Annotated in this window: 18 protein-coding genes; 4 read left to right on the top strand and 14 right to left on the bottom strand. The window is 55.1% G+C overall.

What is annotated here, in order from left to right:
- Positions 1-186 precede the first annotated feature (186 nt).
- A complete protein-coding gene (locus tag AAF463_RS19745) occupies positions 187-1098 on the top strand; it encodes a ketopantoate reductase family protein (RefSeq protein ID WP_350262258.1) in 912 nt (303 codons plus the stop codon).
- 30 nt (positions 1099-1128) lie between these two features.
- On the opposite strand, the gene AAF463_RS19740 is transcribed toward AAF463_RS19745, so the two are convergent.
- A complete protein-coding gene (locus AAF463_RS19740; RefSeq protein WP_137387139.1) occupies positions 1129-1896 on the bottom strand; it encodes a YdcF family protein in 768 nt (255 codons plus the stop codon).
- Positions 1897-1995: 99 nt separating this feature from the next.
- On the opposite strand from AAF463_RS19740, the gene AAF463_RS19735 reads away from it, so the two are divergent.
- Positions 1996-3063 carry a LacI family DNA-binding transcriptional regulator gene (locus AAF463_RS19735; protein WP_350262257.1) on the top strand — a complete coding sequence of 356 codons (1068 nt, stop codon included), beginning with the start codon at positions 1996-1998 and terminating at the stop codon, positions 3061-3063.
- Positions 3064-3101: 38 nt separating this feature from the next.
- Here the strand turns inward: AAF463_RS19735 and AAF463_RS19730 are convergent, their stop codons facing one another.
- Together AAF463_RS19730 and AAF463_RS19725 are read right to left on the bottom strand one after the other, a co-directional pair.
- On the bottom strand, positions 3102-3791 hold the full coding sequence (locus AAF463_RS19730; protein ID WP_137387141.1) for an aspartate/glutamate racemase family protein: 690 nt from the start codon (positions 3789-3791) through the stop codon (positions 3102-3104).
- A 110-nt stretch (positions 3792-3901) separates the two neighbouring features.
- Positions 3902-5944 (bottom strand): FUSC family protein, encoded by a 2043-nt coding sequence (locus AAF463_RS19725; RefSeq protein WP_350262256.1) that lies wholly within the window; start codon positions 5942-5944, stop codon positions 3902-3904.
- Between the two features lie 254 nt (positions 5945-6198).
- On the opposite strand from AAF463_RS19725, the gene AAF463_RS19720 reads away from it, so the two are divergent.
- The gene (locus tag AAF463_RS19720; protein WP_192414676.1) at positions 6199-7146 is read left to right on the top strand and encodes a sulfonate ABC transporter substrate-binding protein; all 948 of its coding nucleotides are present in this window, start codon (positions 6199-6201) and stop codon (positions 7144-7146) included.
- 75 nt (positions 7147-7221) lie between these two features.
- Here the strand turns inward: AAF463_RS19720 and AAF463_RS19715 are convergent, their stop codons facing one another.
- The 8 genes from AAF463_RS19715 to ssuD form a co-directional block, all read right to left on the bottom strand.
- Positions 7222-8436, bottom strand: coding sequence for an acyl-CoA dehydrogenase family protein (locus tag AAF463_RS19715; protein ID WP_350262255.1), 1215 nt, complete (start codon positions 8434-8436; stop codon positions 7222-7224).
- Positions 8433-9872 carry an MFS transporter gene (locus tag AAF463_RS19710; RefSeq protein ID WP_110867055.1) on the bottom strand — a complete coding sequence of 480 codons (1440 nt, stop codon included), beginning with the start codon at positions 9870-9872 and terminating at the stop codon, positions 8433-8435. The genes AAF463_RS19715 and AAF463_RS19710 overlap by 4 nt, the downstream gene beginning before the upstream one ends.
- Before the next feature lie 177 nt (positions 9873-10049).
- A complete protein-coding gene (locus AAF463_RS19705) occupies positions 10050-10925 on the bottom strand; it encodes a MetQ/NlpA family ABC transporter substrate-binding protein (RefSeq protein WP_192414680.1) in 876 nt (291 codons plus the stop codon).
- Positions 10922-11620, bottom strand: a complete 699-nt coding sequence (locus AAF463_RS19700) for a methionine ABC transporter permease (RefSeq protein WP_350262254.1) — start codon at positions 11618-11620, stop codon at positions 10922-10924. The genes AAF463_RS19705 and AAF463_RS19700 overlap by 4 nt, the downstream gene beginning before the upstream one ends.
- Positions 11617-12636 carry a methionine ABC transporter ATP-binding protein gene (locus AAF463_RS19695; RefSeq protein WP_350262253.1) on the bottom strand — a complete coding sequence of 340 codons (1020 nt, stop codon included), beginning with the start codon at positions 12634-12636 and terminating at the stop codon, positions 11617-11619. The genes AAF463_RS19700 and AAF463_RS19695 overlap by 4 nt, the downstream gene beginning before the upstream one ends.
- On the bottom strand, positions 12633-14027 hold the full coding sequence (locus AAF463_RS19690; protein WP_350262252.1) for an LLM class flavin-dependent oxidoreductase: 1395 nt from the start codon (positions 14025-14027) through the stop codon (positions 12633-12635). The genes AAF463_RS19695 and AAF463_RS19690 overlap by 4 nt, the downstream gene beginning before the upstream one ends.
- Before the next feature lie 74 nt (positions 14028-14101).
- Positions 14102-15517 carry an FAD/NAD(P)-binding protein gene (locus AAF463_RS19685; protein WP_350262251.1) on the bottom strand — a complete coding sequence of 472 codons (1416 nt, stop codon included), beginning with the start codon at positions 15515-15517 and terminating at the stop codon, positions 14102-14104.
- Entirely contained in the window at positions 15517-16689 is a 1173-nt protein-coding gene (gene ssuD, locus AAF463_RS19680; protein WP_350262250.1) for an FMNH2-dependent alkanesulfonate monooxygenase, read from the bottom strand. Before ssuD ends, AAF463_RS19685 begins: the two co-directional genes overlap by 1 nt.
- A gap of 274 nt (positions 16690-16963) precedes the next feature.
- Here ssuD and AAF463_RS19675 point away from each other — a divergent pair, with 274 nt between their 5' ends.
- Positions 16964-18892 (top strand): sigma-54-dependent Fis family transcriptional regulator, encoded by a 1929-nt coding sequence (locus AAF463_RS19675; RefSeq protein ID WP_350262249.1) that lies wholly within the window; start codon positions 16964-16966, stop codon positions 18890-18892.
- Positions 18893-19340: 448 nt separating this feature from the next.
- Here the strand turns inward: AAF463_RS19675 and AAF463_RS19670 are convergent, their stop codons facing one another.
- The 3 genes from AAF463_RS19670 to AAF463_RS19660 form a co-directional block, all read right to left on the bottom strand.
- Positions 19341-20312 (bottom strand): ParB family protein, encoded by a 972-nt coding sequence (locus tag AAF463_RS19670; protein WP_110867047.1) that lies wholly within the window; start codon positions 20310-20312, stop codon positions 19341-19343.
- Between the two features lie 7 nt (positions 20313-20319).
- Positions 20320-21519 carry an AAA family ATPase gene (locus AAF463_RS19665; RefSeq protein WP_350262248.1) on the bottom strand — a complete coding sequence of 400 codons (1200 nt, stop codon included), beginning with the start codon at positions 21517-21519 and terminating at the stop codon, positions 20320-20322.
- A 1565-nt stretch (positions 21520-23084) separates the two neighbouring features.
- Positions 23085-24014, bottom strand: a complete 930-nt coding sequence (locus AAF463_RS19660; protein ID WP_007886110.1) for a RepB family plasmid replication initiator protein — start codon at positions 24012-24014, stop codon at positions 23085-23087.

Below are 24014 nucleotides of genomic sequence, written 5' to 3'. Positions count from 1 at the left end.
TTCTGCGGCGCGCACCATTGCCCGCCGCTGCGCAACAGCCTAAACCTATTGTACGAGTAAATACGAACAGTTTGAGCCTTTTTTAAACATCGTTAAAATCTTGTAGGTGATTCAGCGTTTACGGGCTGGAAAGCCGTCGCCGGTCACTTTAAGGTAAGACTTTCACTCTCAACGGGAAAATTGACCATGCGTATTCTGGTAGTCGGCGCCGGCGCCACCGGCGGCTATTTTGGTGCGCGTCTGGCGCAAGCAGGACGTGATGTGACTTTTCTGGTGCGCGAGCGCCGTTTTCAACAGTTGCAGCAAACCGGTCTGGTGCTGAAAACGCCCGGCGGCAGCGAAGTGATTCAGCCGCAGCTGGCGCAGGCCGGTTCGCTTGATGGCCATTACGATCTGATTATTTTGACGGTGAAAAGCTTCGCGCTGGGTCAGGCGATGAATGACATCGCGCCCGCCGTCGGTCCGGACACGCTGATTATGCCGATCCTCAACGGCATGCGGCATTTCGATACGCTGCGCGCGCGTTTTGGCGACAAGGTGATTGGCGGCTTGTGCAAAATCAACGCCACGCTGGGAGAAAATGGCGAAGTGATGCAGATGACACCGCTGCATATTCTCTATTACGGCGCGCTGGACGGTCACAACGATGCGCGTTTGCAGCGCGTGGATGAAGCGCTGCGCGTGGCGCAGTTTGATACGGTGTTTGCCGACAACATCATCAGCGAGCTGTGGGAAAAATGGTTGCTGCTCAGCACGCTGGGTGCGGTGTGTTGTATCGCGCGTGGCAATACGCAACAGGTGCTGACGTCACAAGGTGGCGAAGCGCTGCTGCAAGGCGTTTTTGGTGAGGTGTTGGCGGTGCTGAGTGCGGAAGGTTATCAGCAGCGTCCGGCGGTGACGGCGAAGATTTATGAGACGCTGAACAATCCTCAAGCGGCGATGACCTCGTCAATGTACCGCGATTTAACCCAGGGCTTTGAGATTGAGGCCGATCAGGTGATTGGCGATCTGCTGGTGCGCGGCGCACGCAGCGGCGTAGTGACGCCGTTGCTGAACGCGGTGTATGTCAATTTGCAGGTGTATGTGCAGAACCGATAACGTTGGTCGCCATTCATGGCGACCGAAACATCACAACCGTGACTGCACGCCGGGCAACTGCTTCAGGCGTTGCCAGCCGGCTTCCACCGCTTCTGGCACCTCGACGTGGCCGAGGAAACCTTTTCCGCGCGGCCCGTAGCCGTTTTCATCGTCGCGCAGGCGCTGGATTTCACCCATCAGCAGCGACAGAAAACGCTCCATCGACCACAATCCTTGCGGCGGCGCGCCGATGATGCGCAGCATGCCCGCGTCCATCATCACCTGCGGCACAAATACCGGCCAGCTGATAAATTCCGGTGCATCCGCACGATCGCGCCATTGATAGCGGAAGGTTTCCCAGGTGCGACGCTGCATCAGCGGATCCTGCACCAGCAGCACGCGCTGCGGCTGCCAGCTGTGCTCATCCAGTAGCTTTTGGCTGAAGGCGGCGTTTTCCCCGCAGTTGCGTGAGGCGGTTTCCAGCAGTAGCAAATCGTCCGGCAGCGCGGCAAATACGCGGGCGACATCGCCCAGCAACTCGGCTTCGCTTTTGCCTTTGCTGTCGATTTGGCGATACAGCGGATGTGCGGCAAGCATCTCCACCAGCAGCGAGGTTGAGTGACCGGTGCCGCCGCTGATCAATAACGGCAGCTGATACTTTTTCGCCACGGCAATCACCGCTTCCACGTTCGGCAGGACCGCGTGACCAGCGAGAATGGCTAAATCGATGTCGAGCGTGCCATCTTGTGGCATCTGATCCAGCGCCAGCCAGGCCGCCAGGGTGTTGATATCCTGAATCTGATGGTTATTGAGCTGCATCCGGTTCTCCTCTTTTTACCTTTGGCAGTGTAGCGGCTTAAGTGCGTGTCGGCAGGGAAAAATTTGCTACACTCGCAGCTCAATCTTCAGGAGAGATTCATGACTGCGCGCTCCGTAACCCTCGACGATGTTGCTCATCTGGCTGGGGTTTCTTATCAAACCGTTTCCCGCGTCCTCAACCATTCCGAGCAGGTTTCGCCGCGCACCCGCGCCAAAGTAGAAGCCGCGATGCAGCAGCTCAACTATGTGCCGAATCGCGTGGCGCAGCAGCTGGCGGGCAAAAACACCCGCACGCTGGGTCTCGCCACCAGCGATTTAGCCTTGATGGCGCCCGCGCAGATCGCTTCGGCGATTCAGCAACGGGCGGCGGCGCAGGGTTATCATCTGGTGATCGCCATGGCGAATCCCGATAATGCGCCGCAGGATACAGTGAATGAACTGCTGGCGCAGCGCGTGGATGCGCTGCTGATTAACCTGCCGCTCGATGCGGCGCAGGCTGCGCAGATTCAGCAACAGTGCGACAACAAGCCGGTGCTGTTTCTTGATGTGGAGCGCAGCGCTGAAGTGGCGCAGTGCCAGTATCAGAGCGAATCCGGTGCGCAGCAGGCGGTTGATCATCTGGTGGCGCTCGGCCATCGCCAGATTGGCGTGTTAAACGGCCCGGCAAGTTCTGCCTCGGCGCGCGCGCGTTTCGCCGCGTGGCAACAGGCGCTGGCGGCGCATCAGCTCAAGCCATTCTGCGTGCTGAGCGGTGACTGGAGCGCGGCATCGGGTTATCAGGCGCTGCAGGCGCAGTTGCCCAACACTCTGCCGCAGGCGCTGCTGGTGGCTAACGATCAGATGGCGCTCGGCGCGATGCGCGCGCTGCATCAGCACGGCGTGAAGATCCCGGCGGAGATTTCGCTGATTGGCTACGACGATACCGCGGAAAGCGCGTGGTATCAGCCGCCATTAACCACCGTGCGTCAGGATTTGCAGCAGTTGGGCGCGGTAAGCGTTGATCGCTTGCTGGCGCAGCTGGAAGGCGGCGATGTGGCAGAGAAGACGCTGGAAACCGAGTTAGTGTTGCGGGAAACCACGGCGACGCCGCAGCAAGATGAGGTGGATGTGGCGGAGATTGCGCAGCAGTTGCAGGTGTTGGCGCGCAAGTTAAAGCGCACCTCATAAATAGGTTTAGGTGCGCAAATTTGCGCACCTGGTCGTAATTACCCGAGTGCGAGTTTTACGGCATCTTCTGCGTGGATCAAGGTGGTATCGAACAGCGGCACGCTGGCATCTTCCGCTTTTACCAGTAAGGTGATTTCGGTGCAGCCGAGAATAATCGCTTCTGCGCCCTGCTCCACCAGCTCAGCAATAATCTTGCGGTATTGCGCACGAGATTCATCGCGGATCACGCCAAGACAGAGTTCCTGATAAATGATGTCGTGCACCACTTTACGACCGGCTGCATCGGGAACCAAAACGTCGATCTCCGACTGATTAAGTCGGCCTTTGTAGAATTCCTGTTCCATGGTGAACGCCGTTGCTAGCAAGCCGACTTTTTTTACGCCCGCCTGACGAATGCGTTGTGCGGTGGCATCGGCGATATGCAGCAGCGGAATGCGGACCGCATCAGTGATCTGCTGCGCGACTTTATGCATGGTATTGGTACAGAGCACAATAAAATCCGCGCCGCCCTTTTCCAGACTGAGCGCCGCTTCTGCCAGGATCTCGCCCGCTTTTTGCCACTCGCCAGCGGCCTGTAGCTTTTCAATTTCGTGGAAATCGACGCTGTACATCAGGCTGCGCGCGGAGTGCAAACCGCCCAGCTGCTGCTTCACCTGCTCATTGATAATTCGGTAATAGAGCGCGGTGGATTCCCAGCTCATTCCACCAATCAAACCGATCATTTTCATTTGCTTAACTCCGTTTTAAACATGCTGCTCAGCACTGTAAGCGAAAAAGACAAACTGCGCGATAAATCGCGCCGCTACCGAAACGCGCAATGTTCGTGTAGCGGCGCAATTTATTGCGCAAACTTTTCCGGCCAGCGCGCTGCAGGAAACAACGATAAGCGAATATTGAACAGGTGGAACATTGGCGCAAACAGCGTGTTCTCCTGCAACGCTGCCGCTTCCAGCCGCAGCAACAACGTATTCAATTCCGCTAACAATTCCGGCTGCGGCGTGGTTTGCAGCGATTTTAACCGACGCTTAAGGAACTGGCTCAGCTCATGGAACATCGCCGCGCTTTCGATGTGATGCGCCAGCAGCAGTTCACGATGACGCGTGTAATAGTCGTAGCAGTTTGCGCCCAGCCAGGCTTCGGCAATCAGATTGCCGCCGGAGACCAACTCTGGCACCGGATCGACACGCTTACGCGGCAGAATAATGTTGACCTTATCCAGCGTGCGCGAAACAAACTGCTGACGCGCGGTCAGTGTGACGCTGTTGAGGCGCACCGTGGCGATAAAATGCAGCAGCTCGCGGATACCTTTGCGCACCGCGCGTTTGGCGGTCCACGACGGGCGCTTGTTGCGGATCAGCGCCGTGATCACCACCGCGAAGGTAATGCCCACCAGCGTCGAAAGAATAGCGTTCACTATAAGCTGTAGATCGGGCTTGAAGTTGTGGCTCATGCCAATCAGCCCGGGAATCTGCGTGGCGACAATCAGACCAATCAGGTTGGTTGACGGATTGGCGATAACCAATCCCAGCGCCAGCAAGCCCGGCGCAAGGCAAATCACCAGCGCTTCGAAGGTCACCGCCTGCGGAATCAACAAGGTGATATACAGCAGGCTGATCACCACAGAAATCAGCACCCCTTTCAGGAACAGCTTCATCGGCGCAATCGGGCTGTCCATGCCGGCAAAGAAGGAGCACAGCACCGCCGCCATCATCGGTGCGGTGGCACCATCTACCCAGCCGCTGCCGATCCAAAATACGCAGGTAACGAAGGTGGCAATAAATGCGGTAAACGACGACAGCAGCAACAAACCCTTATCGACGTGTTTGTGCGCGCGCGCCATTTTTCCGGCTTTAACCGCGGGCGTCCATTCACTGACGCGCTCGCTCACGCTTTGGTAGGCATCAACGATGCGCACAAAGTTGAGTAGGCGCTCCAGCAATCCGCTCAGCAAAATGCTCTCTTCACTGTTGAGCCTGCCCTGTTGCCACGCCCGTTTCAGCTGCTCTTGCGCGTGGCTGAGCTGGTCGCGCACCGGCAGCTGATCTTCACCATTTAGCCATAGCAAAAATTGCTGAAACACCTCGGCGATAAAGTCGGGAAAACGGATTTGCTGCTGCGCCAGCAAATTGAGGCGCGATTCGATTGCCGTCAGCGTGGGGATGAAATAGGAGAGATGCTGATACTGCACGCTGACTAAACGCACCAGACGCCGTGCAGCATCGCCTTCATACACGCAGTGCGTGATGAGCGTTTCGACGTTAAGCGGATAGTTGGCCATCTGAATAAGGATATCTTCGCGCTCCACCGACTTCTCAGCGGGCATCGCCGTGACCAGTTCACTGCACAGCTTGCGCGCGTTCTGATACCACAGGTTCACGCTCTGCTCTAACAGATTGCGCATCGAGACCGGCCACAGCAGGCGATGCACCAGGCTGCTGCAGACGATGGCGACGGTGATCTCCTCAACACGCGAGATCACCGTGTAGGTGATGGCCGATGGCGACACCACATCGGGAAAACCCATGATCGCCGCGCTGTAGCCCGCCAGCATAAACACATAGCTCTTCGGCGTGCGGTCGTGCAGCGAAAGATAGAGACAAACCGCGACCCAAAGCGAGATGCACAGGCTGAACAGCAGCGGATCCTGCACCGTGGCGGGATAGATCAATAGCGTAAACAAGCCGCCCAGCAGGGTGCCGAAGAAACGAAAAACCGATTTCGATACCGTTGATCCCGAATAGAGCTGCGAGGCAACGTACACTGTAGTCAGTGACCAGGCCGGTTTATCGAGATTGAGTTCCAGAGCAATGTAAAAAGCCAGAAAGGCAGCAAGACAGGTTTTGGCAGAGAACAGCATTGCGCTTCGTGAAAACCACTTCATAGAACGGGTAAAACCTTATGCAGGCAGCGGGATGGCTTATCCTGACAGAAGCTTTTGGCAATGGCATTTTGATTTGTTATACAAATTATTACCGTGCTAATTATATGGGCATCTATGGAAATGGGGGATGCGTTTGCTGATTACAGTGAATGATCCAGATCACATAGATAATAGTTATAAGCGATCGAAATTAGTTATTTATTGGTTATATAAGGGCTTTGCTAAGGTGGCAAAAAAACCACGTGAGAATCATCATGAAAGCAAAACTTCCTGTCCTGAGCGCTTTAGCTCTCAGCGTTGGCCTGCTCTCCACGCACGCTTTTGCCGCTAACCCAGAAACCGTCACCATCGGCTATCAAAAAGCCAACATCTTTGCCCTGCTGAAATATCGCGGCACGCTGGATGAAACCTTTAAGAAGGAAGGCATCGCTATCCGCTGGGTGGAGTTCCCGGCGGGCCCGCAGATGCTGGAAGGCTTAAACGTCGGCAGCATTGATTTGGCAGCAACCGGCGATGCGCCGCCTGCCTTCGCCCAGGCAGCGAAAGCCGATTTGATCTATCTCGGTCATTCACCGGCTAACCCAAAAACCGAAGCCATCGTGGTGCCGAAAGATTCCGCCATTAAAAGCGTGGCGGATTTGAAAGGTAAACGTGTCGGTCTGAACAAAGGCTCTGACGTTAACTATCTGCTGGTGAAAGCGCTGGAAGATGCGGGGCTTAACTACAAAGATGTGACGCCGGTGTATCTGCCGCCCGCCGATGCACGCGCGGCTTTCCAGAAAGGCGCGATTGATGCATGGGTGATTTGGGATCCGTACCTTGCCGAAGTGGAAGCCAATGCCGGTGCGCGTGAAATCCGCAATGCGGAAGGATTAGTGCCACATTACACTTTCTATCTCGCCAGCCGTCCGTTCGCGGAAGGTCATCCTGATACTGCGAAACAGGTTGTCGATGAGTTGAGCAAACTCAGCGATTGGGCCAACAAGAACCCGGATGACGCGGCAGCGATTCTGTCGAAATCAACCGGCCTGGATAAAGCCATCTGGCAAACCACCATTAAACGTCTGCCTTACGGCGCGTCACGCATGTCGCCGCAGGTGTTTGATGAGCAGCAGGCGTTAGCGGATACCTTTACGCGCGTGGGACTGTTGCCGGTGAAAGTGGATGTGCGCAGCGCGACCTGGTCGCTGGATAAGAAGTAAGTCATTACCAACAACCAGGTCGTCATAAATAGCGACCTTACATGCCCGGTGCGCATTTACGCGCACCGGGTTTTATCAGCCCTCGCCCCTGCCAATCTGCCAAATCCCCGTCGGTGCGGTGCCATTCACTTTCCAGTCGCCGATATCACGCGCTTTGTACACCACCGGATTATGTGATGACAGAGTTCGCGCGTTGCGCCAGTGACGATCCAGCGCTTTGCTGACGCGCGTATCCGATGCGCCCAGTGCGTTAAACAGCTCGGTGGCGGCGCGTGTCACCAGCTCGCTGGCAATCACCTGCGCCTGCCCCGCTTCGGCTTCGGCCAGCACATTCGCGGCGGCAATTTGCGCTTCATCGTTGCTGACGTGGGCAACATATGCTGATTGCAGTGAATGTGTCGCGCGGATCACCGTGGCTTCCACCGCAAACGCCAGGCTGGTAATTTCACCGATCACCTGCAGAATCTGCGCATCCTGACGCACAGCGCCGCCGTTGCCGTGGCTGTAAACCCGATTTCGCGCCGCCACCGCCTGCGCACCGTCGCGCGCCACCGCACGGCCAATTCCCGCCAGCGTGGCCAGCAAGACATGCTGATAGAAAGCGGTTTGATAACGGAAGCGGGTGGCGAAATCGTAGACGTGTTCCTGCTCGACATGGGCGTTAGCGAAACGCGTGGTGCCGCTGCCGGTTAAGCGCTGGCCAAAGCCGTCCCAGTCGTCCTCACGCGTCACCCCGGGTTGGTGAGTGTTCACCAGAGCGATAACATCGCCCTGATTGTCATTGCGGCGCGCATAGACATCAATCCAGTCGGCGAACAGCGTGCCGGTGCTGTAAAACTTCTCACCGCTCAGCGTCCAGCCGCTTTCGTTTGGCGTAATACGCGTGATGACATCGCCGAGTTTTACCGTGCCAATTTCCGTCCAGCCGCTGCCCACCAGCTCGCCATCAATAAAACGGCCAAACCAGCGATCGCGTTCCGCGCTATCCGGCTGTTTCAATCGATCTTCGACAAAAGCGAAATGCGCGCGCAGCGCCTGCGGCAGATTCGAGTCGGCTTCTGCCAGCTCGGTTAACAGCTGGAACAGCTGCGGCAGCGATGCCCCCCAACCGCCCTTCTCTTGCGGAATGCGCACCGTGCCGAATCCCGCCTCTTTCAGCCAGCTAATCGGTTGATGCGGCAAGGTACGTTCCCGCTCGCGCGCCACCGTTCCTTCAGCGATGCGCGCGAAAATCGGCCGGAAGTGCGCCGTCAGCGCCTCATAATCGGTGCCTGTTGCCAGTAAGCTCATGGTGACTCCTGAGGTGAAAGATCGTCGATGTCATGCAGCGTGGGCTCGTGGCGCACCGCCAGCAGGAAGAAGATCGGGATGATCGCTGCCAGCGATACCACCCAAAACATATTGGTGCCGAGCGCGGCCTGCAGAATCGGCAGGATGAACAGCGCTAACGCGCTACCGATGCCGGAAAGCGCGCGGCTGAAGCCCACGCCGGTAGCGCGAATCGAGGTTGGATAGGAAAGCGCTGGATAGACCATCAGCTGCGCCCCCGGCCCGAAGCCTTCGGCAAACAGCCACAAGCCGAGCATCAATACTGCAAAGACGATTCCGGCGATGGCTTGCGGATGACCAATTAATGCCAGCGCGATCAGCGCAAAGAATTGCAGGGCAAAGCCAGCAATCGCGACGTGGCGCGACGGATATTTCCACGCCAGACGCATGCCAAGCAGGCCGCCGGTAAAGGCGAACAGCGCGTTGAGTCCCAGCGATGCCGAGATGGTTTCAAACACGCCCGCGCCGAGGAACTGCGCCAGAATCGACGGCAGGAAGAAGGCAATGGCGGTGTATTCAAACGAGATACAGATATTCATCACGCCCGCGACGATGGTGCGTTCGCGCCACGGTTTCTCAAACAGCACGCGGAAACTCACTTTCGGTGCCGCAGCAGCCGGTGGCGCTTCGTGTTCCGCTTCGTGCGCGTGAATGCCGTAGGAATCACGCAGGATACGCACTGCGGATTTCAGGTCGCCCTGATTCGCCGCCCACAGTGGCGATTCGTTCATAAATTTGCTGCGCACCGCGATGATTAGCAGTGCCGGCACCGCACCGAACAGCAGCGACGCGCGCCACAGCCAGTCAAGATGCTCTTTCGGCAGCAGGAAGTAGAGCGCGAAGATCAGCAGGAAGCACAGCGTTGAAGCGGCGTACCACATCGGGCACCAGGCTGCGAGTCGGGATGCCTTGTTGCCTTTACCAGCGAATTTGGAGAACTCCGCCAGATATGACATCGCCACCGGCAAATCGATGCCGACGCCCACACCCATCAGGAAGCGCGCGCCAATCAGCACCCAGACGTTCGGCGCTAACCCCGCCGCAATCGCTGAAACCACAAAGAACAGCATGTCGGCCATGAACACCGAATAGCGGCCATATTTATCCGTCAGCCACCCGCCCACCAGATTGCCGACGATGGTGCCAACCATAATTGAGGAAGTGACTAAGCCGGTGAGCAGGGGCGAGAGCTGAAACTCGCGCACCACATCATCGATGCCGTACGACAGCGTGGTGAGATCGTAAGCGTCGAGGAACACGCCGCCGAGCGCGAGGAACACAATCATGCGCGCGTAGTTGTCATTTTTGGTGCGAGTGTTGATCAGCCTTGCCACATCACTGACCGAACGTACCGGTTCGGAAACCGGAATGGTGTTTTCTAAAGGAAGAGAACTCATAACGCCTCACGTTGTTGTTTTGTAGTGCAGGTGAGGTTGTTATAAGCGTTTTTCTGGCTGCGCCAAAACAACAATTATTGATATTAATTTACATTAAAATCAATTAGATAAATGGTTTTTAGCCAACACAAAAACCCGGGCGTGCCTGACGCGTCCGGGTGTTCAAACAACAACAATTTATTCGGCTGAGACCGGCACCAACACGCCTTTTACCAGCGGATCGTCGGTGGTCTTCAACCACTGCTGGACGCGCGGATCGGAGAAGGCTTTTTTCAGCTTCTCGATGTTTTCCTGGTCCAGATAAGGCGTGCCAATCACCAGCTGTGAGGCGAAAGTGCGCGGCGCAGGCGGGAAGAGAATGCCTTTTTCGCGCGGCACTTTACCGGCATCAAATTGCGAGACGTAACCAATCGCCGCATCCACCGAGTTGAGCGCACGCGGCATGGTCAGCAAATCGAGCTCTTTAAACACGAAACCGTGCGGATTGCCGACAATGTTCTTCAGTTTGGCCGTGCGCGGCTCGACGTTGGGATCGAGCGTGATTAAACCCTGACGCGCCAGCAACCATAATGCCTGGCCCTGATTGGCGCCATCATCCGGCACCACGATGGTCGCGCCCTGCGGCAGATCCGCTACCGATGTGTAGCGATCGGAGTAGATGCCAAACGCCCACTGGAACAGCGGCAGCGTTGAGGTGAGCGCAAAACCGTTGGCATCCACCACTTGCTTTAGCCACCACTGATGCTGATATACGGTGGCGGCATACTGCCCTTCCGCTACCGCGCGGTCGGCTTGCACCGGATCCTGCACGCCAACCGCCTCCAGCTTCAGGCCGTAATCGGGCGCGATGTGCTCGCCAACGTATTCAATCAGCTTCTGCTCGCCCGCCATCGCCGGTTCAAAATGCACCTTCAGCGTGGTGCCAAAGACCACCGCCTGCGCCTGTTGGCTGCGCCAGAACCAGCCGCCTGCTGCAAGTAAAACGACCACTATAATCAGTAGCAGCCACGGCCAGCGGCGGGTTTTACGCAGCTCGAAATCTTGTGTTGTCATAACGATGTCCCCTGAGGATGGCGTAATGCGGTGACCAAACGGTCGCCGAGAAATTGAATGGTTTGAATTAAGGCGATCAGCACCACGATGGTGGCGATCATGATGTGGTTGTCGAAGCGCTGATAACCGTACACCACCGCCAGATAGCCGATACCGCCCGCGCCGATGGTGCCGGCAATGGCGGAGTACTCAATCATTGAGATCAGGTTGAGCGTCACTGCCGCCACAATCGCCGGCAGCGCTTCGCTAAGTTGTGTCGAGCGGATGATCTGCCAGCGCGAACCGCCGCACACCAAGCCCACCGCCGTGACTTCACCGGGCAGCTCACGCAGCGCGTTGTCCACCAAACGGCCAAAGAACGGAATACCCGCGGCGATCATCGGCACAACGGCGGCAGGAATGCCGATGGTGGTGCCGGTAAGCCAGAAGGTGAACGGAATGATGGCCGCCATCAGCACCAGAAACGGCAGCGAACGCCCCATGTTGACAATCCAACTCAGCACCCGATTGATACCGCGATGGGGAAACAGGCCGCGCACCGAGGTGTTGAACAGCACCACGCCGACGATGCCGCCGAAGGTGACCACGAACAGCATCACGATCGCCACCATCAACGCGGTTTCGCCCAGAGCGGGCAGCATCAGCGCCGGGATGTCTGGCCACGGCGTATCCTGACTCATCACTGATACGCTCATACCGCCTCCCGCAATGGCAGCACGCTGCCGGAAACGCTGGCAACTAAGCCCAGCTGTTCCAGCTGCGACAGTAAACGCGCCAGCGGCACGCGTTCCTGCTGATAGTGAATGCCCACCTTGAGGCGGCCAGCTTGCAGACCATTCACCTGCTCGACGTGCGCGCCGAGCAGATCAATACGCAAACCAAATTGCTGGCTGAGGCGCGAAATCCAGTCGCTGGCGACTAGCACATCGGTGCGATAACTCAGCTGCAACACCAGTTCGGCATCGCCCGCCTGCGCCGCCAGCGGGAACAGGCGCTGTCCCAATAGCGAATCGGGTTGCGCCAGCAGCTCTTTCACCACACCGTACTGCACGATTTGGCCGTCGCGAATTTCCGCTACCGCATCTGCCGCCTGACGCACCGCGTCCATTTCATGGGTGATCAGCACAATCGCCAGCTTGTAGTCATCACGCAGTTTTTTCAGCAGGTCGAGCACGGTGACGGTGGCTTCGGGATCGAGCCCTGAAGTGGCTTCATCTGCCAGCAACACCGACGGGCGCAACGCCAGCGCACGCGCGATACCAATACGCTGCCGCTGACCACCGGAAAGCTGGCCTGGATAGGCTTTGGCTTTGTGGCTGAGGCCGACGCTATCGAGCAGTTCGCCCACGCGCGCGGCGATATCGCGATCCACCACGCCAAGATAGTGCAGCGGCAAGGCGATATTCTCCCACGCGGTTTTGCGTTGCAGCAGCGCGGAAGACTGGAATACGGTACCAATTGAGCGACGCGCCTGACGCAGCGCTTCGCCATTCAGACGAGAGAGATCGCTGCCGTTAACGCGGATGCTGCCGGCGCTCGGTTGCTCCAGCAGGCTGATGCACTTCGCCAGCGTCGATTTACCCGCGCCGCTCGGCCCAACTACCGCGGTGATGTTGGCTTGCGGCACTTGCAGGCTGATGGATTTCAGCACCTCGGTGATGCGGCCGTCGGGCGCGCGATAGTGTTTGCTAAGCTGATCTATTTCGATCATGAGACCTCCTGTGGCGTGGAGGATTTAACGCGATAGCCCGCGCCCGGATGCGGTGCTTGCAGCTGCGGGCCGGCGGAGAATAACTTCTCGCGCAACGTGCCCTGCGCGTACTCTTTTTTGTAGACGCCGCGCTTTTGCAGCTCCGGGATCAGCAGCTCCACCACATCTTCAAAGGTTTCATGCGTCAATGCGTAGGCGAAGTTGAAGCCATCGACGTCGGTCTCTTCAACCCAGCTTTGCAACTCATCCGCGACGGTTTCCGCGCTGCCAACAATCAGCGGACCAAAACCGCCGATGCCGACCCAATCCGCCAGTGCTTTTACCGTCCACTGACGATCGGGATCGGCGGTGGAGAAAGTTTCGACCGCCGATTGAATGGCATTGGTGTGGATATATTTCAGCACCTGATCCGGCTGATACTGGCCGAAGTCGATACCGGTCCAGCCTGATACCAGTGCTAGCGCGCCTTCGTAGCTGACCCAACTGGTGTACTCTTTCCATTTCGCCTGCGCCGCCAGATCGGTTTCGCCAACAATCACGGTTTGCAGATTGAAGATTTTGATGCTGTAAGGATCGCGCCCCGCTTCCGCCGCGCGGCGGCGAATATCGGCGACGGTTTTCTTCAGCAGCACTTTCGACGGCGCGGCAACAAATACGCATTCGGCATGTTCTGCGGCAAACTGTTTGCCACGACTCGATGCGCCCGCCTGATACAGCACCGGCGTGCGCTGCGGTGACGGTTCGCACAGGTGAATGCCCGGCACGTTGAAGAAGGTGCCCTGGTGATTGATGGGATGGATTTTACGCGGGTCGCTGAAGATACGGCGTTCGCGGTCACGCAATACTGCATCCTGCTCCCAGCTGCCTTCCAGCAGCTTGTACACCACTTGCAGATACTCGTCGGCGTAATCGTAGCGGCTGTCGTGATCGGTCTGGGTTTTGTGCCCAATGTTGCGCGCCCCGCTCTCCAGATACGAGGTGACGATGTTCCAGCCGATGCGGCCTTTGGTCAGGTGATCGAGCGTGGATAAGCGGCGCGCAAACGGATAGGGATGCTCAAACGACAGCGACGCCGTAAGACCAAAGCCGAGGTGTTCGGTCACCAGAGCCATTGGCGTAATCAGCGCTAACGGATCGTTGACCGGCACCTGCGTCGCCTGGCGGATCGCCGCATCGCCGTTGCCGTTGAGTACATCGTAAACGCCGAGCACGTCAGCGATAAACAGGCCGTCAAATTTGCCGCGCTCCAGCAGGCGCGCCAAATCGACCCAATACTCCAGGTCTTTGTATTGCCAGGAACGGTCACGCGGATGTGCCCACAGGCCCGGCGACTGGTGTCCGACACAGTTCATATCAAATGCGTTCAAGCGAATTTCACGTTGCGATGGCATAGCAATCTCCATAGCGAGGCCGTGATCGTGTTACGACCCGGCGTTCGTCAGTTAATTTTTAGGATGTTGAGAGATTAAAGCGCTGAAGGGGGACATCGCTCGGCGGGAGCGATTTGTAGTTCTTGTAAAATATGTTTCGCCACAGCGGCGGCGTGATCGGCAACCTGCGGCAAACCCATCAGTTCACCGAAGCGCGCACGCGCAGCAGGACCGACGACAAACAGGCGCGCATTGGGCTGGCCGGTAACATTAAGCGTGTGCGACTGGCTGTCCACATCAATACCAAACCCAAGCAGGTCAGCGCGGATTAGCCCTTGCTGGCTGAGCGACTGCAGCAGCGGCTGGCTGGCGGTTAAGGCTTCATGGCCGGGACCGGTGGTGACAATCAGATGATCGAGGCGATGGGTTTCGCTGGCGCCCTCGCGCGTGCGTAACGTGATGTCCAGCTGCCTGCCGACATCGGAGATGTCGCTAAGCCGCGCGGCCAGCACCTTCAAACTGCCCTGCTGCCGACGTGCGCTGATCACCGCTGACACCTGCGGCGCAATGCGATAGCGATGCACATCCCACCACGAGCGCAAGTGACGAACAAAGCGCTGCTGCTCGCGCAGCGGCAGCGATTGCCAGATATCCTGACCTTGCACGCGTACCTGATCGAGCACGCGCTGCCACGGCAAATCCTGCTCAGCGGCACGCGCGACTTCGGCACGAATATGTCGCAGCCACAGACGTGCGCTGGACGCTTGCTGCGGGGCTAACATCCATTCGGGCCATTCACCGCTCAGGTTGTCGCGCGAGAGCTGTCCACGGCGCGAGAAGGCGATTAACGGGCCACGATGCTGTCGGGTGCCCAATGAAGCCACCACGTCCGCCATGCTCAGGCCGGTACCGATAATCGCCACCGAGGATTGAGGATCGATGGCGTCTAATACGCCGTGCTGCCACGGATTGGCAATCAGCGCCGGATGCGCCGAGAACGGTTGCAGCGCACGCGGCAACGATGGTGGCGGATGACTGATCGCTAACGCCAGTACATCACCCCGCAACGTTTCGCCGTTGCTGAGCAACAGCTGCTCGCCTTCCCAGGCCACGGCGCTGGCCTGAACATGGCGCAGCGTGACGTGCGGATACGCCTGCGCAGCTTGCGCAAACTGTTCTACCAGATAGCGACCGAACAGGCTGCGCTGCGGATAAACTGCGCCGTCTTCACAGTGCGCTACTGAGTCCAGTGAACATTCCGGCTGTTGGCGATACCAGCGGTCAAACGCGCCCTGCTCTTCACCGCTTAACTGCATGCGCGAAGCGGGTACGTTGATGCGGTGCGCAGGCTCCTGCGTGGAATAGGCAACGCCGCCGCCGAGGTTGGCGCGCGGTTCGACCACTGTAATCAGTAATCTGCTCGATGAGGTTCGTGCGAGATGAATCGCCAACGCTGTGCCGCTAAAGCCACCGCCAACAATGATTACCCGTGCCATTGCCTTCTCCTGCATTAGCTGGCGCTCGTCTGTTTTGACGGACGCTTATCGCCGCCAATGGTTTCACCAAACGGGCCGGTGTTAATGGTGCGTTCACGCTGCTGCTGTGCGTTAGCCAGCGGTAGCAGCGGCAACAGTAATTCGGCCACGCGATGCGCTTCTTCCAGATGCGGATAACCGGACAGAATGAAGTTGGTGACGCCCAGCGCCTGATATTCGCGGATACGCTCAGCCACCTGCTCCGGGCTGCCGACCAGCGCAGTGCCCGCGCCTCCGCGCACCAGACCCACGCCCGCCCACAGATTCGGCGAGATATAGAGGTTGTCGCGCGAGCCGTTGTGCAACGCGCTCATACGCGCCTGACCGGCAGAATCCATACGCGCAAAGATTTTTTGCGCCTGCGCGATGGTCTCTTCATCAAGATGACCAATCAACTTATCTGCCGCCGCTTTGGCTTCTTCTTCGGTCTCGCGCACGATCACGTGCAAACGAATGCCGTATTCCAGTTTACGTCCGCGCTGCTCTGCACGTGCGCGCACCACTTCCAGCTTCTCGGCAACCTGCGCTGGCGGCTCGCCCCAGGTGAGATAGGTATCGGTCTGTTCCGCTGCTACATCAATCGCCGCCTCAGATGAACCACCAAAATAGAGCGGCGGCCCCTTTTCCTGCACCGGCGGAAACAGCACTTCTGCGCCTTCAACGTGAATGTGTTTGCCTTCGTAATCCACTTTCTCGCCGCGCATCAGGCGGCTGTAGACGTCGAGGAACTCTTTGGTGACTTCATAACGTTCACTGTGGTTGAGAAAAATGCCGTCGCCTTTGTTCTCAATCGGATCGCCGCCGGTCACCACGTTAATCAATAAACGCCCTTCAGACAGACGATCAAGCGTGGTCGCCATGCGGGCTGCCAGCGTTGGCGGCTGCAGGCCAGGACGCACCGCCACTAAATAGCGCAGACGTTTGGTGATCGGCGCTAACGCCGAGGCCACCAGCCAGGAATCTTCGCAGCTTTTGCCGGTAGGAATTAATACGCCATAGAAGCCAAGATTGTCGGCGGCGAGCGCCACTTGCTGTAAGTAGGGTAAATCGACCGGGCGTCCGCCTTGCGTGGTGCCGAGGTAGCGTCCATCACCGTGGGTCGGTAAAAACCAGAAGACATTAATTTTATCGTTCGCGGAATCGGCCATTATGCTTTTCCTATATAACTTTATTAAAAAATGATCATTTTGAACTGCTTTTTTGGTTATATAGCTGTTAGCAGAAAGCGTGCCAGGTTGTTAACTGGCGCGAATCGCCGTATTTCAGGCGGTTAGCCTTGTTGTCGTAGTTCAAAGCAGTTGCATTTGCGACTCTGGTGCAACAGCAATTGCTGCATATGCAACTGCTTATATTTTTTAAATGGTGTTAATAGTCAGCATGAGCATTTAGGTTAACGATATGCTCGTTACAGGACTCAATGCCATGTTAACCACCTATAACCACACCGACTCACCGCGCTTAGTCGATCCCGCTTCTCTGGCATTTCAATCGCTGCTGGATAAATTCGCGCCCACGGATGCCACCGTTCTGATTGTCGGCGAAACCGGCACAGGTAAAGAAGTGGTGGCGCGCTATCTGCACCATCACAGCCAGCGACGTCACGGTCCTTTCCTCGCGGTTAACTGCGGCGCACTGACGGAAAGCCTGGCTGAAGCCGAGTTGTTTGGCCATGAGAAAGGCGCTTTTACCGGCGCGACGCAGTCACATCCCGGCTGGTTTGAATCAGCGCAAGGCGGCACCTTGCTACTGGATGAGATTGGCGAGCTGAGCCCTTCACTGCAGGTTAAATTGCTGCGTGTGCTGCAGGAGCGTGAGATTACGCGCGTAGGCTCGCGTAAAGCTATCAAAGTAGATGTGCGAGTTATCGCGGCTACTCATGTGGATTTGGCGCAGGCGATTCGCGAGCGACGCTTCCGCGAAGATCTGTTCTATCGCCTGAATATTGCGGTGGTGCCATTACCGCCGTTGCGTCAGCGCCGTGAAGACATTCCGCTGCTGGCACAGCACTTCCTCGCCCTCTACGCACGACGTTTAGGGCGCCCGGCACGGCGTCTTTCTGCTGATGCGCTTGAAGCGCTGCGCGAATACAGCTGGCCGGGCAATATCCGTGAACTGGAGAACACGCTACATAACGCCGTATTGCTGAGCCGCGAAGAGACGCTGACGCCCGCACAGTTGCGACTTGCTGGTTACAGTGAACATGGCTTTAACGAGTCAAACGATTCAACGCTCGACAGTTTTCTTCAGCAGCAGCTAACCAGTCAGCCGCAACAACTGTTTGATCGCGTTATCAGCAGCCTTATTAGCAATGCGCTATCGATGACAGATCACAATCAAACCCAGGCTGCGGCGCTATTAGGTATCAGCCGCCACACATTGCGCACGCATCTGGCGAATCAGGGAATGATTAAAGGACGGAGAAAAGCGCCGGTAACTACGTCGACATCTCATACACACGGGACGCAGGAGCGTGAGCTGCGCATTGGCTACCAGAAGTTTGGCAATCTCGGGGTGTTAAAAGCTCGTCAGAGCCTCGAACACTGTTTCGCTCAGCAAGGCATTAGCGTGTTGTGGAGTGAGTTTCCCGCCGGGCCACAGCTGCTGTATGCGCTGCAAAACAACGAAATCGATTTTGGTACCACCGGTGAAGTACCCCCGATCTTCGCCCAGGCGAGTGGCAATGCGGTGACTTATATTGCCTGGGAGCCGCCAGCGCCGAGCAGCGTTGGCATTGTGGTGCCTCATGACAGCGATATTCGCACCATCAACGATCTGCGCGGTAAGCGCATATCGGTTAATAAAGGCTCGAACGTTCACTGGCTACTGCTGCAGTTACTGGAGGAAGCGGGCATTGGTCTGGATGAACTCAAAGTGGTGTATACGCCGCCGAAATATCCGCTCACCGCCAGTGATTATCTTTCGGTTGATGCCTGGATGATGTGGGATCCGTTGCTCAGCGCTGCTGAGAGCAATCCCGAGCTGCGAGTTTTGGTCAATGGTGATGGGCGCGTACGTAATCATCAGTTCTATCTGGCGCGGCGTGATTACGTTGAACAGCACCATGACATCCTCAGACAGCTGGTGGAGAGTTTGCAACAAACGGGTTTGTTCATCGATAGCCATCACCACGAAGCATCAATGTTATTGGCTCAGGAGCTTGGATTGGAAATCGCATCAGTTGAACGTGCCTTGACTCGCCGCAGCCACAAAACGCGTGCGATGGCCTTCGAAGTAATCAAAGAGCAGCAGACCATCGCCGATCGCTTTTATGCGTTGGGGCTGATTAATAAACCTGTGCGCGTGCGCGATGCGGTCTGGCAATTTTCATCAGCTTTAACGTTAATTGAGTAAGGTGAATATTGAAAGTTATCCACGTTTTCTGTGGATAAATCATTGAATATCATCTGGCTAATCTCGATTAGGGACTTTTGATGATGGCTGAAACTAAAAGTTGATTGGCGATTTCAGCCTGAAATTTTAGCTAAAAATCCTTAAATTTCATATCAATAGAGATGAAATCGATTGGGCGAGCAGATGAAATTTCACTCGCTGGGTGGACAGCAATTCTGCTGTGGCTGGGTTTTGTCGCTTTCGCGCACAGCTGGTTAAATTGGCTGCAGTTAGTTAATCGTAATTGGTGATTTATTAACGGATACCTTTGAGCTGCTGGCTAAAACAGTGGCGATTTCAGGCTGAAATTTCCGCGGCGATAATCTATATTTCATACAGTTAGCGATGAAATTGCGCTGGCGAGGCATTGAGAAGGGCATAAAAAAACCGCCCGGAGGCGGCTTTTCACTTACTGATTAAGATACTTGTTGAGCGTCTCGTTAATCACCTTATCCAACTCTTCCTGCAACTCTTTTGACTGGCGATTAAACTCGTAGCTGAACATGCGTCCGCGCGTTTTCTTACGCGCAAAGCGGTCTTTATCGGCGAAACTCCACAATGGCGTCGCCACGGTTTTATCTTTTGCCGGTGACTGAATCAGCGTCTGGCTACCGTTACGCACTAAACGCAGAATGCCATTCTTCACTTCGTCTTCGGCTAATCCATCGCGCGCGCATACGGTATCAACATCCATGCCGATAGTATCGATCAGGGCATCAACCGTTTGTCCGGTTTCCTGCAGCTTCTCATACGCCTGCAGCAGCGATTTATAATCTGGATAGGTCAGCTCAGAATGATTCGGGAACAGCGTTACCAGCTCAAGCGGCACGCTTGCCGCTTGCAATGCACGCGTTACCTTGGCCTGCGATAAGCCTTCGCTTTGCGCAATCTCTTTCTGCGACAATCCACTCTCTTTAAGCGATAGCAGACGCATGCCCACTTCACGCAGATTGTGCTCGCGCGCGGTCTGAATATCCTGGGCTAAACGACGCGCTTCTTCCGCCGAGATAGCCACGTCTGTAACCAACACATCAAGCCCAGTTTTGCAGTGCAGAGCCGCTGCACGACGGCGTGAACCATCGAGAATCTCAATGCGGTCGTCACGCTTTACACCAATCGCCGGGAAAAACTGCTGTAATTTGATGGTGCGAATGATGTCGCGCAGCGATTCTGGCGTCAGGCCAGACTGATCGCGGCCGTTGGTTTCCATCTTCACGAAGGTTTTCTCTTCGATTTCCTTCGCTGGGATGTGCTCCAGCGTGAACAGGGCGCGTTTACCCGTCGCCAGAATAAATGTCTGAGAATGGCCATCGGCGCTTTCCTCAGTCTGCAATGGTGTCTGGCTGAAGGTTCGGCCAATAGTGATTCTTTTTGCGCTCATAGTAACCTCAGTTCAGGCGAATGAATTCAATACGGTCAAATACGGCTTTCGCGAAATCTTCCGCCGCTGAACGCGCATTCTTTAAGGCTTCAGTGCTGCCCACGTAGGTTGATGGATTGGCTGAGATAACCGTATCAAACGACTCTCCGCAGCGCTCAAAGCCATCCAGACGCGGCAATGCAGCATCAAGCATATCGCCGCCAAAAATCTCTTTCGCCAGGCTGTGACACAGCTTGTGGTCCGCTTTATTCGACAGTTTAGACATAAAGCCAATGTTGCCCTGCAAACGGCAGGCTGCGCCCGATTCTTCAATGATGCCAATCAACTCCGGCAAACGCGTTAAGTACTTCAGCGTGGAGTGGAAATCCACCTGCGCGGGCGGCACTGGCGTCATTAGTAAGTCTGAAGCAGCAATGGCGTTCTTCAGGAAGGCATCAAGATGCGGGCCGCTGTCGATAAAGATAAAGTCGTAATCTTTCTTCAGCTTGGCCACTACATTGTCATACAGCACCGCGTGGATGTTTTGATCGGGCAGGTGAGCAGCACACAGTTCTTCCCAACGCGAGGCAATAAAAGCGTCATCAATTGACGCCGGCAGCACATCGACGCCTGGAATAATCGACGAAACGATAAACTCGGTGAGCAACTCTTCGCGGCTGACGTTCTGCAGCATAGCCTGGGCGGCGGTCGCTTCCACTAATCCCACTGAACGTTGATGGTTTAGGAACATGGTGGCGGAAGATTGCGGGTCCAGATCGATGACCAGAATACGCAGATCTTCAAACAGCAGATGCGGATGCGCACGTAATGCGTGTGCCAGCGAAACGGTAGAGACCGTTTTCGAAACGCCGCCTTTGAGGTTGCCAACAAAGATGCTGAAGGCTTCATGGTGGCGATCGCGGTACTTGGGCACACCGCGATGGTGATAGATATCAATAATATTCTGGATCGACATCGCATACTTGGTTGAGCTGCCCGCTGCACGCTTATCGAATGGATAACCATTTTCTTCCATTTCGTTGACAGCGTAATCCACGCTCGCACGCGTTAATTTGGGCAGTTTGGCTAACGCCGCTTTAGCGTAAACCTGATAGAACGTGTTTTCCCGCAATTCTTCTTTCTGCGCCTGAATCTGTTCAGTCAGGCTCATCAGCATTCTTTCTGAACGTTGTGCGACCTTCAGAACTTGCTTCTCATCGTTAGCCATACTTGCTCCACACATGTAGGATTTACGACTTTATACATAAATCCAGCACACGAGGCAAATATATCTCTTCTGCTCAGGAAGAATAAGTTATGTGAAAAGACCTTGATTAATAGCGATTTAACGCAAAGATTCACTGTAATCAGCGTTCATAATTTAGCCATATTGTTTTTTTGTTCAATATTGACCGGCTGATTTATTGTTGATTGGGAGAAAGATTCACTGTAGTCAGTAGCTGATTTGTATTCTGTATGCTTTAAGTAGAGAAAGGAGAAGGGTTGTGGCGGCTGAAATTGCTGGAACGTTCACTGTAATCAGCTAGCAAAAATGCGCCGATGCCCAACGTTCACTGCAATCAGTAAAAGGTTCACTGTAATCAGCGAGCGGTGGCTGAAGATTCACTGTAATCAGTAGATGATGCCTGGAAGTAAAAAGCAGGCGAGAGAGCAACGATAAGTGCCATGCGGGTGAGATGTTCACTGTAATCAGCAAATCCCGAAGACGTTTTCACAAAACGCCAAACGTTCACTGTGATCAGTAAAAGCCTTGTACTCTTCATCGGCAAAGATTCACTGTAATCAGTAGACGTTGTCGCACTGCGATAAACCGTTCACTGTAATCAGTAAGTCAATTCGGCCTGACTGAGAGAACATTCACTGTAATCAGTAAAAGTTATGACGCTGTAAAGAACGTTCACTGTAATCAGCACAGCCAGACAAGCATGATAAGACCAATGTTCACTGTAATCAGTAGAGTGTTATTTGCCGACAAGCTGATATGCCTGGAAGCGCCATATGCGTTACAGCGAAATACCCAGAATGTCGTCAACAACATTCACTGTAATCAGTAAAAACACGCTGCTGATTAAAACGCCCAACGTTCACTGTATTCAGTAAAAAAACGACGCGCTGAGCGAGTTTGTTTCATGCTGCAAACCCGGCAGGGTAGGGGACGAGTTGGTAACGTTCACTGTAATCAGTGACAGCGTGACATGTTGTTCAAGCGGCATATGAGCGTCAGTACGAACGTCTCTCGTTTCAGTTCACTGTACTGAGAAGACAGATCAAACGTTCACTGTAATCAGCATAGTGACCAACCCTGTCACTTTTACTGGCTGTATTCACAGTCAAACTGCTGATTACAGTGAATTACGTTGTAACAGGTTTTGTTGATCCTTATAAATCATGAAGTTGCATTTGATCGTTCACTGTATTCAGCATGCAGCGCTGTGATTAGCATTCACTGTAATCAGTGAAAGCGAGCGAACGAACAAACGTTCACTGTGATCAGTAGAAAGGCAGTGAAAAGGGAATCAGAGTGAAGGGTTACCGCCCTTGTAAGTACTCACTATCTTTAAAAGTAGCTTAGAAAGGGCTCAACGCCGTTGAAGACATCGCAGAAGACATGGCAAAAGCAGAAGGCTTCTGATTACAGTGAACGTTGCTGATTACAGTGAATGACGCGAGGACAGCTGATTGCAGTGAATGTTAGCGGAAGAGCATGTGTCACTTTTGCTCAAAAAGTGACACAGCTTGAAGGGGATTACTTATTACAGTGAACGGGCAAGATCACTCTTCAAACTCGATATCTTCCAGCGAATCGATACTTTCAAGATTGCTGATGCCGTCGAGTTTTGGCGTCCTGCTGTGGATGATGAAGAACACTGAGCGGCCGCGTTTCACTTCCGAATAGTCGAGATAGCCGATCTCTTTGAGCTGCTCCATCGCACGTCGCACCACGTGGTTTTGCGTGGTGGTTTTCGAGCCCAGGTTTAATCGCATGCGCAAACGCGCCAGAGAGATGGGCGCCGGATTCGTTGGCAAACTTTCGAGATAGGTATACAGCGCCTGAGCCGATTCTTTACGCTTCAAACGTGAAATGGCTCGCAGCTGCAGTAACACTTTATGGTCGAAATTATAGAGCTCGAATAACTTTGGATCGGCCTGGATGCGCACCAGATCCTTTTCACGATCGTAATACGCCGATTGCACAAGGTGAGTGTGATAGGCTTTGCCATTCCCTTCAAAGGACAACGTATTGGTTGCAATGCGTCGCAGAGAGGCATCTAAGCGCTTACGTAGCGCAGCCGAAGAATTTGCCGAAGGGATCCCGCACATTTTAACGAAATCGATAAACGGCAGCGTCACGGTGTCGCCCTTTGAGGGATAACGCGAGAAAGACTGAATAATACCGGCCCAGGTTTTGAAATCATTATCCATGTCCAGCCTTGCGCCGGTAATGGTAATTTTTTCATAGCCTTCCGATTTCACTAAAGAAAGGTTCTTCAGCTCTTTCGTTGCATCGGTCGATGCCATCGCGCCTGATTTACCGCGCGCGGTGGACTTCAATGTAGGAACAAACAGACCCAGGCGCATTAAAGCGACCGGTTGTACGGTGTTATTTTTATTGGGGTGGAGTTGAATAACTTCACCGCTGTTTTTTGTCACCGACAGAAAAGGCTCGAGTAACGCCTTGTTTTCACTCTCTTTATCTGCCAT

This window comes from Pantoea sp. BJ2 (assembly GCF_040255075.1).
Taxonomy (GTDB): domain Bacteria; phylum Pseudomonadota; class Gammaproteobacteria; order Enterobacterales; family Enterobacteriaceae; genus Pantoea; species Pantoea leporis.
This window is presented reverse-complemented; position numbering and strand designations above follow the sequence as displayed.